A 15,745-nucleotide genomic window follows, 5' to 3' on the forward strand; every position below is an offset into this window, starting at 1 on the left:
TCAGCGCGGCCCGAGGGCGCGAGCGCGCGCGATCATACACCTGAACGGGTCGATCTGCGACGCTGCGGCAGCGGCCTTCGCGGGCCTGTGCGCAAAACGGCCTCGCTACCTTGCCCCCAGGCGTCTGCCACCGGTTTCCCCGAGGCCTGCGACGGCCCATAATGGCGGCCATTATACGGGCGTTGTTCCCGATGAATGTGCAGATTTCGAGGAGATTTTCATGGCCGTCGCCCTGAGCACCTTGGTCGAGGAAGCCGAGCGCTACCTGGCCAGCGCCAAGATCCAGGATTACTGCCCCAACGGCCTGCAGGTCGAGGGGCGCCCGCAGGTCAGCCGTATCGTCAGCGGGGTCACCGCCAGCCAGGCGCTGCTGGATGCGGCGGTAGAGGCCGAGGCCGACCTGGTGCTGGTGCACCATGGTTATTTCTGGAAGGGCGAGAGCCCGTGCATCACCGGCATGAAGCAGCGCCGGATCAAGACCCTGCTCAAGCACGACATCAGCCTGTTGGCCTTCCACCTGCCGCTGGACGTGCACCCCGAGGTGGGCAACAACGTGCAGCTGGCGCGCCAGCTGGACATCACCGTCGAAGGCCCGCTGGACCCGGAGAACCCCCGGGTGGTCGGGTTGGTGGGCTCGCTGGCCGAGCCGATGTCGGCGCGGGATTTCGCTCGCCGCGTGCAGGAGGCCATGGGCCGCGAGCCGCTGTTGGTGGAAGGCGACGGGGTGATCCGTCGGGTCGGCTGGTGCACCGGCGGTGGCCAGGGCTACATCGACGATGCCATCGCCGCCGGGGTCGACCTGTTCCTCAGCGGCGAGGCCTCCGAGCAGACCTTCCACAGCGCCCGTGAGAACGGCGTCAGCTTCATCGCCGCCGGGCACCATGCCACCGAGCGCTATGGGGTGCAGGCGCTGGGCGACTACCTGGCCCGGCGGTTCGCCGTGGAGCATCTGTTCATCGATTGCCCGAATCCGATCTGATGGCCTGAGCGGGGCTGTTGCGGCGTGCCACAGCCCCGATTTCATCCCAAACCCCCAGTCATATGGTTAGATTGTTTCGATCTAGCAGCCCTCCTAAATAGAATCAGGCGCTGTGATAAAGTGGCTCGCTCGAACACGGCCCGCTGGCCGTCCATAAGATCGTTTTTCGTGAGTAGCCATGGTCGACAAACTGACGCACTTGAAACAGCTGGAGGCGGAAAGCATCCACATCATCCGCGAGGTGGCCGCCGAGTTCGACAACCCGGTGATGCTGTACTCGATCGGCAAGGATTCCGCCGTGATGCTGCACCTGGCGCGCAAGGCCTTCTTCCCGGGCAAGCTGCCGTTTCCGGTGATGCATGTCGACACCCAGTGGAAGTTCCAGGAGATGTATCGCTTCCGCGACAAGATGGTCGAGGAAATGGGACTGGAGTTGATCACCCACGTCAACCCCGAGGGCGTGGCGCAGGGTATCAACCCGTTCACCCATGGCAGCTCCAAGCACACCGACATCATGAAGACCCAGGGCCTGAAGCAGGCGCTGGACAAGTACGGCTTCGACGCCGCATTCGGTGGCGCGCGCCGCGACGAGGAGAAGTCGCGGGCCAAGGAGCGCGTCTACTCGTTCCGCGACAGCAAGCATCGCTGGGACCCGAAGAACCAGCGTCCGGAGCTGTGGAACATCTACAACGGCAAGGTCAACAAGGGCGAGTCGATCCGCGTCTTCCCGCTGTCGAACTGGACCGAGCTGGACATCTGGCAGTACATCTACCTCGAAGGCATCCCGATCGTGCCGCTGTACTTCGCCGCCGAGCGTGACGTCATCGAGAAGAACGGCACCCTGATCATGATCGATGACGAGCGCATCCTCGAACACCTCAGCGACGAGGAGAAGGCGCGCATCGTCAAGAAGAAGGTGCGTTTCCGTACCCTCGGCTGCTACCCGTTGACGGGCGCTGTCGAGTCGGAGGCCGAAACGCTCACCGACATCATTCAGGAAATGCTCCTGACGCGCACTTCCGAGCGCCAGGGCCGAGTCATCGACCACGATGGCGCCGGTTCCATGGAAGACAAGAAACGTCAGGGCTACTTCTAATTTTCAGGGTTACTCCATGTCGCACCAATCCGATTTGATCAGCGAAGATATCCTCGCTTATCTCGCTCAACACGAGCGCAAAGAACTGCTGCGTTTCCTCACCTGCGGTAACGTGGATGACGGCAAGAGCACCCTGATCGGGCGCCTGCTGCACGACTCGAAGATGATCTACGAGGACCACCTCGAGGCCATCACCCGCGACTCGAAGAAAGTCGGCACCACCGGCGAAGACGTGGACCTGGCGCTGCTGGTCGACGGCCTGCAGGCCGAGCGCGAGCAGGGCATCACCATCGATGTCGCCTACCGCTACTTCTCCACCGCCAAGCGCAAGTTCATCATCGCCGACACCCCGGGCCACGAGCAGTACACCCGCAACATGGCCACCGGTGCCTCGACGTGCGACCTGGCGATCATCCTGGTCGATGCCCGCTACGGCGTGCAGACCCAGACTCGCCGGCACAGCTTCATCGCCTCCCTGCTGGGCATCAAGCATATCGTCGTCGCGGTCAACAAGATGGACCTCAAGGACTTCGACCAGCAAGTGTTCGAGTCGATCAAGGCCGACTACCTGACGTTCGCCGAAGGCATCAACCTCAAGCCATCGAGCCTGCACTTCGTGCCGATGTCGGCGCTCAAGGGCGACAACGTGGTCAATCGCAGCGAGCGTTCGCCGTGGTACACCGGCCCTGCGCTGATGGAGATCCTCGAGACCGTGGAAGTGGCGGCCGACCGTAACTTCACCGACCTGCGCTTCCCGGTGCAGTACGTCAACCGCCCGAACCTGAACTTCCGTGGCTTCGCCGGCACCATCGCCAGTGGCGTCGTGCACAAAGGCGACGACATCGTCGTGCTGCCGTCGGGCAAGAGCAGCCGGGTCAAGTCCATCGTCACCTTCGAGGGCGAGCTGGAGCACGCCGGCCCCGGCCAGGCCGTGACCCTGACCATGGAAGACGAGATCGACATCTCCCGTGGCGACCTGCTGGTGCATGCCGACAACGTGCCGCCGGTGACCGACCAGTTCGACGCCATGCTGGTGTGGATGGCCGAGGAGCCGATGCTCCCGGGCAAGAAGTACGACATCAAGCGTGCCACCAGCTACGTGCCGGGTTCTATCGCCAGCATCACCCACAAGGTCGATGTGAACACCCTGGAGCAGGGCGCGGCCAGTGCCCTGCAACTGAACGAGATCGGCCGGGTCAAGGTCAGCCTGGACGCCGCCATCGCCCTGGACGGCTATGACAGCAACCGCACCACCGGTGCGTTCATCGTCATCGACCGCCTGACCAACGGCACCGTCGGCGCCGGCATGATCATCGCCCCGCCGGTACTGCCGCACGGCAGCACCGGCCACCATGGCAAGCTGGCCCACGTTTCCACCGAGGAACGTGCCCTGCGCTTTGGCCAGCAGCCGGCGACCGTGCTGTTCAGCGGCCTGTCCGGCGCCGGCAAGAGCACCCTGGCCTATGCCGTGGAGCGCAAGCTGTTCGACATGGGTCGTGCGGTCTACGTGCTCGACGGCCAGAACCTGCGCCATGACCTGAACAAGGGCCTGCCACAGGACCGTGCCGGTCGCACCGAGAACTGGCGCCGCGCCGCCCATGTGGCGCGCCAGTTCAACGAAGCTGGCCTGCTGACCCTGGCCGCGTTCGTCGCTCCGGATGCCGAAGGCCGCGAACAGGCCAAGGCACTGATCGGCAAGGAGCGCCTGGTGACCGTCTACGTCCAGGCCTCGCCACAGGCTTGCCGCGAACGCGACCCGCAGGGCCTGTACGCCGCCGCTGGCGATAACATCCCGGGCGAGAGCTTCCCGTACGATGTACCGCTGGATGCGGACCTAGTGATCGACACCCAGACCACCAGCGTGGAGGAAGGCGTGAAGCAGGTGTTGGAGGTACTGCGTCAGCGTGGCGCGCTCTGAGGCTGCATGAGGAACGCTTGCGGAAGTTTTGTGCCTTTCGTTCAGGCAGCCAGGCACCCTGAGCGAGCTGGTCATCCGGCCAGCGAATCGTTAAGGAGTCTTACTATGCAAGCGCAAGCAGCTCTGAAGTACACCGCCCTGGACATCCGCCATAACGGCGGTGACGAACGAGGAAAACGGTCACTCGTGGCGTAAGCCTTGACCTGAAAGAAGAAAGCCCTGCTTCGGCAGGGCTTTCTATTTCTGCATCCTCATCGTCCATTGGCTGACGGAAGTCTGCACCAATCTCGATGCTCAACTGTCGTTCGGGGCGCGAAGCAGTCCTGGGATCCGAAGTGAGCCGCGTCATGGTGAAGCACGAAGCTTGCAGAGCCCAGATGAATATCTCCATCATGTACTATTGGCGCGAGGCCATTCTTTTTCATCCGGCGTAAGCTCCTCTCAGGGAATTGCTTAGAAAGCTCAGGATCATTTGCAACGGCTTTCCAGAACCTCCTTCGGAAAGCGTCGAAACTCCGGAATTTTGCACCTTTGAGAAGCTCGCAATATGCGATGGTATTGGCGCGCCCTCTCCGCGAGTGGTTTCTCCAAGCCAAATCCCTGTTACCTTCTCGCCGACTCCTACAGCGCTCCCAGGCTCGAACCGTGGGCTTCTGAATACCACCAGAATCGGCGGTAACCCTCTGAGAGGCGAGAGTGGGCAGACTATTGGTAATGATTGAGTCGCGCTTGCTTCCCCGGCTTGACGCTCTCGTCAGGCACTCTCAAATATGCTTCTCCGACACTGGAATCACCCGCCGTTCCTTCACCGCCTTGTACGAAAAGCTCGAATAGATCTCCTTCACCCCCGGCAATGACTGCAGCACTTCCCGCGCGAACGCCCCGAACGACTCCAGGTCCCGCGCCAGGATCTCCAGCAGAAAGTCATACCGCCCGGAGATGTTGTGGCAGGCGACGATCTCGGGAATCTCCATCAGCCGCTGTTCGAAGGCGCGGGCCACGTCCTTGGTGTGGGTTTCCATCATGATGCTGACGAAGGCGGTGACGCCGAAGCCCAGGGACTTGGGCGAGAGAATGGCCTGGTAGCCGGTGATGTAGCCGTTGTCTTCCAGCAGCTTGACTCGCCGCCAGCAGGGCGAGGTGGTCAGGGCGACCTGGTCGGCCAGTTCGGAAACGGTGAGGCGGGCGTTGTCCTGCAGGGCGGCGAGCAGGGCGCGATCGGTGCGGTCGAGGCTCGAAGGCATGGTTTGCCCTCCTGGTTCTGTATTTGTTGTTTTCATTCCAAAAGATGCGCCATCGCGTGGGCAACTTTGGAAAAAACCGGGTAGGTCGGTGGCATAAGCTTATAACAAACCACCAGAGACTGTTGCCATGCGCGACTCCAACAACAACAGCGGTTTTTCCACACGGGCCATCCACCACGGCTATGACCCGCTCTCCCATGGTGGTGCGCTGGTACCGCCGGTGTACCAGACCGCTACCTATGCCTTCCCCACCGTCGAGTACGGTGCCGCCTGTTTCGCCGGCGAAGAGGGCGGGCACTTCTACAGCCGCATCTCCAACCCGACCCTGGCCCTGCTGGAACAACGCATGGCCTCGCTGGAAGGAGGGGAAGCCGGGTTGGCCCTGGCGTCGGGAATGGGTGCCATCACCTCGACACTGTGGACCCTACTGCGCCCAGGTGATGAGTTGATCGTCGGGCGTACCTTGTACGGCTGCACCTTCGCCTACCTGCACCACGGCATCGGCGAGTTCGGTGTCAAGATCAAGCACGTCGACCTCAACGACCTGAAGGCACTGAAGGCGGCCATCACGCCAAGGACGCGGATGATCTACTTCGAAACCCCAGCCAACCCCAACATGCAACTGGTGGATATCGCCGCCGTGGCCGACGCCGTCCGTGGCCAGGATATCCAGGTGGTGGTCGACAACACCTACTGCACCCCGTACCTGCAGCGCCCACTGGAACTGGGGGCCGACCTGGTGGTGCATTCGGCGACCAAGTACCTGGGCGGCCACGGGGACATCACTGCCGGCCTGGTGGTGGGGCGCAAGGCGCTACTGGATCGCATCCGCCTGGAAGGGCTCAAGGACATGACCGGTGCGGTTCTTTCGCCCCACGATGCCGCGTTGCTGATGCGTGGCATCAAGACCCTGGCCCTGCGCATGGACCGCCACTGCGGCAATGCCCAGCAGGCGGCCGAGTTCCTGGCGCGCCAACCCCAGGTGGAACTGATCCATTACCCGGGCCTGCCGGCCTTCGCCCAGTACGCACTGGCCCGGCGGCAGATGCGCCTACCGGGCGGGATGATCGCCTTCGAGCTCAAGGGCGGGATCGAGGCCGGGCGGCGCTTCATGAACGCCCTGCAACTGTTCAGCCGGGCGGTGAGCCTGGGCGATGCCGAGTCGTTGGCGCAGCACCCGGCGAGCATGACCCATTCCAGCTATACCCCTGAGGAGCGGGCTCATCACGGGATTTCCGAAGGTTTGGTGCGCTTGTCGGTGGGTCTGGAAGACATCGAGGACCTGCTTGCCGATATTGCCCAGGCACTGAAGGCCTGTGCCTGATGAACCTGCAGCGGAATTGGACGCGATGATGAACGCCAACGAGCCGTTGACGCCTCAGGGCGAAGACCTGGACAGTGACCCGGCGGAAACCGCCGAGTGGTGCGAGGCGCTCGAATCGACCCTGGCCCACTGTGGCCCGGCGCGGGCGCGCTATTTGCTGCAGCGGCTGCAGGCCCATGCCTTGGAACTGGGCCTGGCGCGCGAAGCCCAGCCGTTTTCCGCCTACCGCAACACCTTGCCGGTGGAGCAGCAGGGCACCTATCCCGGCGATCTGGAGCTCGATGAGCACATCACCAGCATCCTGCGCTGGAATGCGTTGGCCATGGTGGTCCGGGCCAATCACGCCTATGGCGAGCTGGGTGGGCATATCGCCAGTTATGCTTCGGCGGCGGAGATCTTCGAGGTGGGCTTCCAGCACTTCTTCCGTGGCGAAGGTGACGGCGCACGACGCACCGGTGACCTGGTGTTCTTCCAGCCCCATTCGGCACCGGGCATTTATGCCCGGGCGTTTCTCGAAGGGCGTTTGAGCGAAGAGCAACTGGGTAATTATCGCCAGGAGGTCGCAGGCGACGGCCTGTGCTCCTATCCACACCCCTGGCTGATGCCCGGGTTCTGGCAGTTCCCCACCGGCTCCATGGGCATCGGGCCGCTCAATGCCATCTACCAGGCGCGCTTCATGCGTTACCTGCAGCATCGTGGCCTGCTCGACACATCCGCACGGCATGTCTGGGGCGTGTTCGGCGACGGTGAGATGGACGAGCCGGAGTCGATCGCCGGTCTGACCCTGGCCGTGCGGGAAGGCCTGGACAACCTGACGTTCATCGTCAACTGCAACCTGCAGCGCCTGGACGGCCCGGTGCGCGGCAATGGCCAGATCATCCAGGAGCTGGAAGCCTTGTTCAGCGGGGCCGGCTGGAACGTGATCAAGGTGCTCTGGGGCTCGGAATGGGATGCGCTGTTCGCTCGCGACCACGAACACGCGCTGCTGCGCCAGTTGGCCGCGACCCCGGATGGGCAGTTCCAGACCCTCGGCGCCAAGGATGGCACCTACAACCTGGAGCACTTCTTCAACCAGCATCCGGCCTTGCAGCGCCTGGTGGCGCACATGAACTGCGACGAGATCAATGCCCTCAAGCGCGGCGGTCACGATTTTCGCAAGCTGCATGCGGCCTATGCAGCAGCCAAGGCTTGCAAGGGACGGCCGACGGTGATCCTGGCCAAGACCAAGAAGGGCTATGGCATGAGCAGTGCCGGCGAGTCGCGAATGACCGCGCACCAGGCCAAGAAGCTCGACGTCCAGGCGTTGTTGGCGTTTCGCGACCGCTTCCACTTGCCTCTCTCCGACGAGGCGGTGGAGCAGTTGCGCTTCTACCGCCCGGCCGAGGACAGCCCAGAGATGGTCTACCTGCGCCAGCGTCGCGCGGCGCTCGGCGGGCCGTTGCCGGTGCGGCGCACGGACTGCCGGCCGCTGGCGCTGCCAAGCCTGGAGGATTGCGCAGGCTTCGCCCTGCAGGCCGACAACAAGGAGATGTCCACCACCATGGCGGCCGTGCGCCTGCTCGGCCATTGGCTCAAGGCACCGCAACTGGGGCCTCGGGTGGTGCCGATCGTCGCCGACGAGGCGCGCACCTTCGGCATGGCCAGCCTGTTTCGCCAGATCGGCATCTACTCGGCCTGCGGCCAGCGCTACGAGCCCGAGGACGCCGGTTCGCTGCTGACCTACAAGGAGGCCCGCGACGGCCAGTTGCTGGAGGAGGGTATCACCGAGGCCGGGGCGATCTCGTCATGGATCGCGGCGGCGACGGCCTATGCGGTGCACGGCGAGCCGATGCTGCCGGTGTACATCTACTACTCGATGTTCGGCTTCCAGCGGGTCGGCGACCTGATCTGGGCCGCCGCCGACCAGCGTGCCCGTGGCCTGTTGCTGGGGGCGACCGCCGGGCGCACCACCCTGGGAGGCGAAGGCCTGCAGCACCAGGATGGCTCCAGCCTGGTGATGGCGGCCCTGGTGCCCAACTGCCGGGCCTGGGACCCGTGTTTCGCCGGCGAGTTGGCGGTGATCCTCGACCATGCGGCACGGCGCATGCTGGTGGAGCAGCGCGACGAGTTCCACTATGTGGCGGTGATGAACGAAAACTATCCACAACCGTCGTTGCCGGAGACGGTACGGGACGATGTGCTGCGCGGCATGTACCGCGTCGCCCGGCAGCAGGCCTTGCAACCACGGGGCCGGGTGCGTTTGCTGGGGTCGGGAGCGATCCTGCGCGAGGTGATCGCTGCCAGCGAGTTGCTGGCCCTCGAATGGCAGGTCGACAGCGAGGTGTTCAGCGTCACCAGTTTCAGCGAGTTGGCGCGCCAGGCGCGAGATGTGCAGCGGGCGGCGATGCAAGGCAAGGGGGATGAAGAAGACTGCCATGTGCGCCGCTGCCTGCAGGGGGATGCGCCAGTGATTGCCGCCAGCGACTATGCGCGGGCCTGGCCGCAGTTGATCGCCGAGTATGTGCAGGCGCCCTACATGACGCTGGGGACCGATGGCTTCGGGCGTAGCGATACGCGTCAGCAGTTGCGGCGGTTCTTCGAGGTGGATCGCTACAGCGTGGTGTTGGCGGCGCTCTACAGCCTGGTGCGGCAGGGGCGGTTGGGCGAGGAGGTGCTGGAGCAGGCGCGGGGGCGGTATCAGGTGGAGCAGGTCGATGCACCTTGGTATCGGTGATCGAGCCCTGATTCGTGCGCACCACAAGCTCCTGTGGCAGCCGGCTTGCCGGCGATGGGGCGCGAAGCGGCGCAAATGGCGGCTGTAAAACCTTGGTCGACTGACATGAGGGCTTGCCCGCGAGTGGGCCAGGGCAGGCGAGCAGCCCTAAAAAAGGCCTCTTACGAGGCCTTCTGCATTCCAGTCATTTCAACGCTTGAGCCCGTAGCTCTCATCGAGCATGCCCGGTGAGTTCGGCGACTTGGGCGCATAGTCGCGCGGCACTTCGGCGGTGTCCTTCGGTGGCGTCAGGCGATCGCGAGGCCCCTGGGCCGCTTCGGAGTGCAGGGCCGCCAGCAGGCGCTGGCGGGTCAGCTCGTCGAGGGCCAGGCGGTTGGCGCCGTCGGCCAGGTGGTCCTGGACGTCCTGGTAGCTCTGGGTCAGTTTCTTGACCAGCGCGGCAGTGCTGTTGAAGTGGGTCACCACTTCGTTCTGGTAGTTGTCGAAACGCTGCTGGATGTCGTCCAGCTGGCGTTGGGTGCTGCTCGGCGCGGCGTTGGGCAACAGGCGGGCCACCACGAAGCCGACCACCACGCCGACGACCAGGGCCAGGGTCGGCAACAACCAAACAAGGAGCGAGAGTTCCACGAGTCCTTCCTCTATAAACGGCTTTGCTTTACGTTAACGGCTCAGACCTGCGCTGTATACCGCGAGCGATCGCAAATATTTCAGAACAGAATTCCTCAGCTAGACGAGTCGACCCACCCCCGGGTCACGGAGTAGTGCCTTGCTTATCCGCGAAACCCCCTTGTTCATCGATGGCCCCAGCGGCCAGCTGGAAGCCTTGTACCTGGACGTGGCCGATGCCCGTGGTGCCGTGCTGATCTGCCACCCCAACCCGGTCCAGGGCGGCACCATGCTCAACAAGGTGGTCTCGACCCTGCAGCGCACCGCCCGCGATGCCGGCTACGTCACCCTGCGCTTCAACTACCGCGGCGTCGGCCAGAGCGCCGGCAGCCACGACATGGGCGCCGGCGAGGTGGCCGATGCCCAGGCTGCCGCGGCCTGGCTGCGGGCCAAGCACCCCGAACTGCCCCTGGTGCTGATGGGCTTCTCCTTCGGTGGTTTCGTCGCGGCCAGCCTGGCCGGGCGCCTGGAGGCCGACGCGGTGCAACTGCAGCACCTGTTCATGATCGCCCCGGCGGTGATGCGCCTGAACGAGCAGTTCCCGCTGCCGCAGCGTTGCCCGCTGACGGTGGTGCAGCCGGACGCCGACGAAGTCGTCGATCCGCCGTTGGTCTACGAATGGTCCGACACCCTGTCGCGCCCCCATGAGCTGCTGAAAGTGGCAGAATGCGGACACTTCTTCCATGGCAAGCTGACCGATCTGAAGGATCTGGTGCTGCCGCGTCTTTCGAACTGAGCCTAGCCTGATCAAGCGATAACCCATGACTACGCGTATCCTCACCGGTATCACCACCACCGGCACCCCGCACCTGGGCAACTACGCCGGCGCCATCCGCCCGGCGATCCTCGCCAGCCAGCAGCCCGGCGCCGACTCGTTCTACTTCCTGGCCGACTACCATGCCCTGATCAAGTGCGACGACCCGCTGCGCATCCAGCGCTCGCGCCTGGAAATCGCCGCCACCTGGTTGGCCGGCGGCCTGGACCCGGACAAGGTGACCTTCTACCGCCAGTCCGACATCCCCGAGATCCCCGAGCTGACCTGGCTGCTGACCTGCGTCAGCGCCAAGGGCCTGCTCAACCGCGCCCATGCCTACAAGGCCTCGGTGGACAAGAACCTGGAAAACGGCGAAGACCCGGACGCCGGCGTGACCATGGGACTGTACAGCTACCCGGTGCTGATGGCCGCCGACATCCTGATGTTCAACGCCCACAAGGTGCCGGTCGGCCGCGACCAGATCCAGCACGTGGAGATGGCCCGCGATATCGGCCAGCGTTTCAATCACCTGTTCGGCCAGGGCAAGGACTTCTTCGTCCTGCCCGAGGCGGTGATCGAGGAAAGCGTGGCGACCCTGCCGGGCCTGGACGGTCGCAAGATGTCCAAGAGCTACGACAACACCATCCCGTTGTTCACCAGCGCCAAGGACATGAAGGATGCCATCTCGCGCATCGTCACCGACTCGCGCGCACCCGGCGAGCCGAAAGACCCGGACAATTCGCACCTGTTCACCCTGTTCCAGGCCTTCTCCACGCCGGCGCAGGCCGCCGGGTTCCGTGAAGAGCTGCTCCAGGGCCTGGGCTGGGGCGAGGCCAAGCAGCGCCTGTTCCAACTGCTCGACGACCAACTGGGCGAGGCCCGCGAGCGCTATCACCAGTTGATCGCCCGGCCCTCCGACCTGGAAGACATCCTCCTGGCCGGCGCCGCCAAGGCGCGCAAGACCGCCACGCCGTTCCTCGAGCAACTGCGCGAGGCCGTGGGCCTGCGTTCGTTCCGCGCCATCGTGCAGGCCGGCAGCGAAGTGAAGAAGAAGGCTGCCAAGAGCGCCCGCTTCGTCAGCTTCCGCGACGACGACGGCAGCTTCCGTTTCCGCCTGCTGGCCGCCGATGGCGAGCAGTTGCTGCTGTCGCGCCGCTTCGCCGACGGCAAGAGCGCAGGCGTGGTGAGCAAGCAATTGCAACAGGGGGTCGAGGCCGACGTGCGTGTCGAAGGCCTGGGCTTCTCCCTGTGGCTCGATGGCGAACAGGTTGCCGACGGGCCGCAGTTCGCCGACGCCGAGGCGCGCGATGCGGCCATCCAGAGCCTGCGCGCCGCGCTGCAACCCCAGCAGGACTGAGGCATTTCGCCGCAAGTCTGATTGCCATTATGCGGGCCGGTCGCTACAGTGACGGCCCGCTTTTTGTTACCTCGCTAACGAATTATGACGCCCCTAGAACGATATCAAGCAGATCTCAAACGTCCCGACTTCTTCCATGACGCGGCACAGGAAACGGCGGTGCGTCACCTGCAGCGCCTGTACGACGATCTGCTGGCGGCGCAGAACAACAGGCCGGGCGTGTTCGGCAAGCTGTTCGGCAAGAAGGAACAGGCGCCGGTCAAGGGCCTGTATTTCTGGGGCGGGGTCGGCCGGGGCAAGACCTACCTGGTGGACACCTTCTTCGAGGCGCTGCCGTTCAAGCAGAAGATGCGCACGCACTTCCACCGCTTCATGAAGCGTGTGCACGAGGAAATGAAATCGCTCAAGGGCGAGAAGAACCCGCTGACCATCATCGCCAAGCGTTTCTCCGAGGAAGCCAAGGTGATCTGCTTCGATGAGTTCTTCGTCTCCGACATCACCGACGCGATGATCCTCGGCACCCTGATGGAAGAGCTGTTCAAGAACGGCGTGACCCTGGTGGCCACTTCCAACATCGTCCCCGACGGCCTGTACAAGGATGGCCTGCAGCGTGCGCGCTTCCTGCCGGCCATCGCCCTGATCAAGCAGAACACCGAAGTGGTCAACGTCGACAGCGGGGTCGACTACCGCCTGCGTCACCTGGAGCAGGCCGAGCTGTACCACTATCCGCTCGACGACGCGGCGCACGAAAGCCTGCGCCAGAGTTTCAAGGCATTGACGCCGGAGTGCACCCAGGCCGTCGAGAATGACGTGCTGGTGATCGAGAACCGCGAGATCCAGGCCGTGCGCACCTGCGACGACGTCGCCTGGTTCGACTTCCGTGCCCTGTGCGACGGCCCGCGCAGCCAGAACGACTACATCGAGCTGGGCAAGATCTTCCACGCCGTGCTGCTGAGCAATGTCGAGCAGATGGGTGTGACCACCGACGACATCGCCCGCCGTTTCATCAACATGGTGGATGAGTTCTACGACCGCAACGTCAAGCTGATCATCTCGGCCGAAGTGGAGCTCAAGGACCTGTACACCGGCGGGCGCCTGAGCTTCGAGTTCCAGCGCACCCTGAGCCGCCTGCTGGAGATGCAGTCCCACGAGTTCCTGTCACGGGCGCACAAGCCCTGACGGGCAACTTCGAGCTTCAAGCTTCAAGAAAAAGCCAGAGCAGCCGTGCGCTGTTCTGGCTTTTGCTTTTTCTTGCAGCTTGTAGCTTGCAGTTGTGTATCAGGCCTCCTGCATGAACTGCTGCCGATACTGGTTCGGCGACAGCTCGGTGTGCTGGCGGAACAGGCGGGCAAAGAAGCTGGCGTCGTCGTAGCCCACTTCGTAGCTGATGGTCTTGATGCTCTTGCGCGTGCTCGAGAGCAGGCCCTTGGCCGTCTCGATGCGCAGGCGCTGCAAGTAGTGCAAGGGCTTGTCGCCGGTGGCGCTCTGGAAGCGACGCATGAAGTTGCGGATGCTCATGCCGTGGTTGCGGGCCACGTCCTCGAAGCGGAACTTGTCGGCGAAGTGCTCCTCCAGCCAGTGCTGGATCTGCAGGATGATCAGGTCCTGGTGCAGCTTCTGCCCGCCGAAGCCCATGCGCCCTGGGGTGTAGCTGCGCTGCACTTCGTAGAGGATGTCGCGGGCCACGGCGCGGGCGACGTTGGCCCCGCAGAAACGCTCGATCAGGTAGATGTACAGGTCGCAGGCCGAGGTGGTGCCGCCGGCGCAATAGAGGTTGTCGGCGTCGGTCAGGTGCTTGTCCTGGTTCAGGCGTACCTTGGGGAAGCGCTCGGCGAAACTGTCGAAGAAGCGCCAGTAGGTGGTCGCTTCCTTGCCGTCGAGCAGGCCGGCCTCGGCCAGCCAGAACACCCCACTGGCCTCGCCGCAGAGCACGGCGCCACGGGCATGCTGTTCGCGCAGCCAGGGCAGGACCTGGGGGTAGCGTTGCTGGAGGTTGTCGAAGTCGTCCCAGAAGGCCGGGAGGATGATCACGTCGGCATCGTCCAGGCCGCCGTCGACCGGCACCTGCACATTGCTGAAGCTGTCCACTGGCTGGCCGTCGGGGCTGACCAGGTGGATATCGAACATCGGTTGCAGGCCCAGCCCCAGTTGCTTGCTGTAGCGCAGGCTGGCCAGGTGGAAGAAGTCCTTGGCCTGCATGAGGGTCGAGGCGAACACCTTGTCGATGGCCAGGATGCTGACGCGACGCAGGGACGCGGAGGGTTGGGTAAACATCATTGTCATTGTTCTTATAGGGTAGAGTGGTCAATCACCGGCTGGATCGTCTTATGTTTTTCGGCTAGCTGCAAGCTGTCAGCGGCAAGCGGCAGGAAAAAAGCAGGCCGGCGTAGCCCGTCAGTTAAGCGACATGGGGCGCGAAGCGGCCCCAAATGGCGGTGGGAAGTCTTCACTGACTGGCATTGGGGCGGCACGGTCTGCTTTTTCTTGCCGCTGATAACTTGTCGCTGGGCTCAGGGCGCAGGGTTGGGCTGCTCCTGGTGGATCGCCTCGATCGCCGCCAGCAACTCGTCACTGAGGTTCAAGGCCAGGCTGTCCAGGTTGCTTTGCAGTTGCTCCACGCAGGTCGCGCCAATGATGTTGCTGGTCACGAACGGCTGGCGGGTGACGAAGGCCAGGGCCATCTGCGCCGGGGCCAGGCCATGCTCGCGAGCCAGCTGGACATAACGGCTGCAGGCCGCCACGGTCTGCGGGTTGGAATAGCGGGCGAAGCGGCTGAACAGGGTCAGGCGTGCTTTCTCCGGTCGGGCGCCATTCTCGTACTTGCCCGACAGCATGCCGAAGGCCAGCGGCGAGTAAGCCAGCAGGCCGCACTGCTCGCGGATCGCCACCTCCGCCAGGCCCACCTCGAAGCTGCGGTTGAGCAGGTTGTAGGGGTTCTGGATCGACACCGCGCGCGGCCAGCCCCGGTTTTCTGCTAGGTGCAGGAACTTCATGGTGCCCCACGGGGTTTCGTTGGACAGGCCGATGTGCCGGATCTTGCCCGCACGCACCTGTTCGTCGAGCACCTCGAGGGTCTCTTCCAGTGGGGTGAAATGGTCCTGGGGCAGGTGCTGGTAGCCCAGCTTGCCGAAGAAGTTGGTGCTGCGCTCGGGCCAGTGCAACTGGTACAGGTCGATGCGGTCGGTCTGCAGGCGCTTGAGACTTTCGTCCAGCGCGGCGACGATGTGCTGGCGGTTGTGCTTGAGCTGGCCGTCGCGGATGTGGCTGATGCCGTTGCCCGGGCCGGCGACCTTGCTGGCCAGGATCCAGTCGTCGCGGTCGCCGTGGCGGGCGAACCAGTTGCCGATGATGCGCTCGGTGGCGGCGTAGGTCTCGGGGCGTGGCGGTACCGGGTACATCTCGGCGGTGTCGATGAAGTTGACCCCGTTGGCCTTGGCCAGGGCGATCTGGGCGAAGGCCTCGTCCTGGTCGTTCTGCTCGCCCCAGGTCATGGTGCCCAGGCACAGGGCGCTGACGTTCAGGTCGGTTCGGCCGAGCTGGCGGTATTCCATGGGTGACGGTCTCCCTGGTCAAATAAGGCCATCAAAGCAGGTTGAAATTTTTTCCGCAATCTGGATAATCCTGCCCCTCTGCGCACGGTGGAAGTGATGCACCGCCGGGCAGCGAGGAACCCTAGCCGGATATTGGATGCGCC

Annotated in this window: 12 protein-coding genes and 1 pseudogene; 8 read left to right on the forward strand and 5 right to left on the reverse strand. The window is 64.0% G+C overall.

The window, feature by feature from the left end:
- Positions 1-220 precede the first annotated feature (220 nt).
- The 3 genes from ABFA30_RS07805 (at position 221) to cysN (ending at position 3,993) form a co-directional block, all read left to right on the forward strand.
- Positions 221-979, forward strand: coding sequence for a Nif3-like dinuclear metal center hexameric protein (locus ABFA30_RS07805; RefSeq protein ID WP_225789423.1), 759 nt, complete (start codon positions 221-223; stop codon positions 977-979).
- 178 nt (positions 980-1,157) lie between these two features.
- Positions 1,158-2,075: a sulfate adenylyltransferase subunit CysD gene (gene cysD / locus ABFA30_RS07810; protein ID WP_225789422.1), complete on the forward strand. Its 918-nt coding sequence runs from the start codon at positions 1,158-1,160 to the stop codon at positions 2,073-2,075.
- A 16-nt stretch (positions 2,076-2,091) separates the two neighbouring features.
- Positions 2,092-3,993: a sulfate adenylyltransferase subunit CysN gene (cysN, locus tag ABFA30_RS07815; RefSeq protein WP_225789421.1), complete on the forward strand. Its 1,902-nt coding sequence runs from the start codon at positions 2,092-2,094 to the stop codon at positions 3,991-3,993.
- A 251-nt stretch (positions 3,994-4,244) separates the two neighbouring features.
- On the opposite strand, the pseudogene ABFA30_RS07820 reads toward cysN, so the two are convergent.
- Both ABFA30_RS07820 and ABFA30_RS07825 read right to left on the reverse strand, forming a co-directional pair.
- A pseudogene (locus ABFA30_RS07820) lies at positions 4,245-4,657 on the reverse strand (hypothetical protein).
- Positions 4,658-4,757: 100 nt separating this feature from the next.
- A complete protein-coding gene (locus ABFA30_RS07825; RefSeq protein WP_225789418.1) occupies positions 4,758-5,237 on the reverse strand; it encodes an Lrp/AsnC family transcriptional regulator in 480 nt (159 codons plus the stop codon).
- A 127-nt stretch (positions 5,238-5,364) separates the two neighbouring features.
- On the opposite strand from ABFA30_RS07825, the gene ABFA30_RS07830 reads away from it, so the two are divergent.
- Positions 5,365-6,561 carry a methionine gamma-lyase gene (locus tag ABFA30_RS07830; protein ID WP_225789417.1) on the forward strand — a complete coding sequence of 399 codons (1,197 nt, stop codon included), beginning with the start codon at positions 5,365-5,367 and terminating at the stop codon, positions 6,559-6,561.
- A 25-nt stretch (positions 6,562-6,586) separates the two neighbouring features.
- A complete protein-coding gene (gene mdeB, locus ABFA30_RS07835) occupies positions 6,587-9,274 on the forward strand; it encodes an alpha-ketoglutarate dehydrogenase (RefSeq protein WP_410045313.1) in 2,688 nt (895 codons plus the stop codon).
- Between the two features lie 189 nt (positions 9,275-9,463).
- On the opposite strand, the gene ABFA30_RS07840 is transcribed toward mdeB, so the two are convergent.
- Complete coding sequence (locus ABFA30_RS07840; protein ID WP_225789416.1) at positions 9,464-9,901, reverse strand: YhcB family protein; 438 nt, start codon at positions 9,899-9,901, stop codon at positions 9,464-9,466.
- A gap of 139 nt (positions 9,902-10,040) precedes the next feature.
- On the opposite strand from ABFA30_RS07840, the gene ABFA30_RS07845 reads away from it, so the two are divergent.
- The 3 genes from ABFA30_RS07845 to zapE all read left to right on the forward strand — a co-directional run bounded on the left by ABFA30_RS07845 (position 10,041) and on the right by zapE (position 13,230).
- The gene (locus tag ABFA30_RS07845) at positions 10,041-10,676 is read left to right on the forward strand and encodes an alpha/beta hydrolase (RefSeq protein WP_225789415.1); all 636 of its coding nucleotides are present in this window, start codon (positions 10,041-10,043) and stop codon (positions 10,674-10,676) included.
- 25 nt (positions 10,677-10,701) lie between these two features.
- Complete coding sequence (locus ABFA30_RS07850) at positions 10,702-12,051, forward strand: tryptophan--tRNA ligase (protein ID WP_253091115.1); 1,350 nt, start codon at positions 10,702-10,704, stop codon at positions 12,049-12,051.
- 84 nt (positions 12,052-12,135) lie between these two features.
- The gene (zapE, locus tag ABFA30_RS07855) at positions 12,136-13,230 is read left to right on the forward strand and encodes a cell division protein ZapE (protein WP_225789413.1); all 1,095 of its coding nucleotides are present in this window, start codon (positions 12,136-12,138) and stop codon (positions 13,228-13,230) included.
- 99 nt (positions 13,231-13,329) lie between these two features.
- Here zapE and ABFA30_RS07860 read toward each other — a convergent pair whose 3' ends face one another.
- Positions 13,330-14,226 (reverse strand): GlxA family transcriptional regulator, encoded by an 897-nt coding sequence (locus ABFA30_RS07860; protein WP_225789505.1) that lies wholly within the window; start codon positions 14,224-14,226, stop codon positions 13,330-13,332.
- Between the two features lie 335 nt (positions 14,227-14,561).
- Complete coding sequence (locus ABFA30_RS07865; RefSeq protein WP_410045314.1) at positions 14,562-15,602, reverse strand: NADP(H)-dependent aldo-keto reductase; 1,041 nt, start codon at positions 15,600-15,602, stop codon at positions 14,562-14,564.
- Positions 15,603-15,745: the final 143 nt, after the last annotated feature.

The organism is Pseudomonas sp. HLMP (assembly GCF_046365545.1).
In the GTDB taxonomy this organism is placed as follows: domain Bacteria; phylum Pseudomonadota; class Gammaproteobacteria; order Pseudomonadales; family Pseudomonadaceae; genus Aquipseudomonas; species Aquipseudomonas guariconensis_B.